Below are 1,550 nucleotides of genomic sequence, written 5' to 3'. Positions count from 1 at the left end.
CGGGGAGGGCGGCACGCGCGGCGCGTACGGCGGCGTCGACGTCCTCCGCGGTGCCCGCCGGGACACGGTCGATCACCTGCTCGTCGGCCGGGTTCACGACCTCGATCGTGTCGGTCCCGGCGGCGGGCCGCCAGGTACCGCCGATGTACATGCCGTCGTGTGCCTTCATCGTGCTGCCTCCCGGGCGGGCGTGGTCGTCCGCCCCAAAAACTAGCTCTGATAGTTTTCCGGCACCAGAGCCCGGGGGAGTGAGGCAGGACTCGTCGGCGCCCCGGTCGCCGCCCCGCCCGGAGGCCCAAAGGAGCGGCCCCGCCTCAGAAATCGACCCGCGTCCTGTCGTCGACCCGCGCCACCGCCTCCTGCGCGAACTCCTTGAGATAGTCGCCGCGGATCTCCTCGATCTTCCGGTCGCTCATGGCGGCCGCCGACACCGGATACAGCAGGATCAGCTCGTACGACCGCTCCTTCTCGATCGTGCCGCTCGCGTCCCGCCACTGCCCGCGCCCCTCCTGCACGGTCAGCCCGTCCGGGAAGCCGGGTGTGACCTCCCGGTCGACGAAGGCCGTGAACTGCTCGTCGGTGACGGCCGGACCGCCGTCGGGCCGCTCGGTGCCGAAGAGGAGCCGCGTCTCGATGTACGGCGTGCCGCGCGCCGGGGCCACGACGGAACCGGTGGAGGTGTCCTCGGCGAGGGTGGCGTACGCGGTCGGGGCGCCGACGGTCAGCAGGCAGACGGCGGCCGCGACGGCTACTCGGGTGCGGGGGCGGGGGCGGGGGCGGGTGAAGCGCAGGGTGCGCGTACGGGTGCTCGCGCGGGGAGGGGTGTCCGTGGGGGTGCGGGTGCTCATGGGGGTGCGGGTGCTCGTGGGGTTGGAGTGCGAGGTCATGCGTCCACCTGTAGCGGGACGGTCGGCCTCGGTACCGTCGGCCGCGCCGGTGCCGGGCCGCGGGTGCGTCCGTACGCCCCTGGTACTCGCCGAGGGCACACGTCACGCGCCCTGCGCGCTGGTTCACGGCTTGCGCGCGGGTTCCCGGGTCGCGGTGAGGTGGGCGAAGACGACGACATTGCTCGCATAGCCCTTCCGCCGGTCGTACGTCCCGCCGCAGGTGATCAGACGCAGCTCGGGGCGGCCGCGATGGCCGTACACCTCCTTGTTGGGGAAGCGGCTCTTCTCGTACGTCTTCACGGCGTCCACGGTGTAGACGGCGGTGCGGCCGTCGGCCCGCAGGACCTGCACGACGCGGCCGGGCTTGATCACGCCCAGCGAGGCGAAGACGGCGGGGCCCGTCCGGGTGTCCCGGTGGCCGACGACGACCGCGGTACCGGGCCCGCCGGGCGCGGGCCCCTCCGCATACCAGCCGACCAGCTCGGGCCTGTCGTCGGGCGGCGCGGGAAGCCGCCGCCCGCTGTCGAGGCGGAGCCCGGTCGCCGGTGCCTCGATGCCCAGGTACGGGATGGTGACGGTCTTCGCCGGGGAGGGCGGGAGCGTACGGGGCCGGGCGGGTCTCTTCGACTCGGCAGGCCCGGTGGCGGGGGCGGGGCGCGCGGG

3 protein-coding genes are annotated in these 1,550 nt (G+C 74.2%); all 3 read right to left on the bottom strand.

Annotated elements, in window-relative coordinates:
- Positions 1-169 (bottom strand): aldehyde dehydrogenase family protein (locus AWZ10_RS50385; RefSeq protein WP_159058324.1); only part of this gene is annotated, 169 nt, incomplete at its 3' end.
- Between the two features lie 145 nt (positions 170-314).
- Positions 315-887 carry a DUF3574 domain-containing protein gene (locus tag AWZ10_RS22890; RefSeq protein WP_244172533.1) on the bottom strand — a complete coding sequence of 191 codons (573 nt, stop codon included), beginning with the start codon at positions 885-887 and terminating at the stop codon, positions 315-317.
- 123 nt (positions 888-1,010) lie between these two features.
- Positions 1,011-1,550, bottom strand: a 540-nt coding sequence (locus AWZ10_RS22885; protein ID WP_159058323.1) for a class F sortase, incomplete at its 5' end; no start/stop codon positions are given.

Origin of the sequence: Streptomyces europaeiscabiei (assembly GCF_001550375.1) — a bacterium.
GTDB classification, from domain to species: domain Bacteria; phylum Actinomycetota; class Actinomycetes; order Streptomycetales; family Streptomycetaceae; genus Streptomyces; species Streptomyces europaeiscabiei.
The sequence above is the reverse complement of the archived record's forward strand: the minus strand, read 5'-3'. Positions and strand labels throughout refer to the sequence as shown.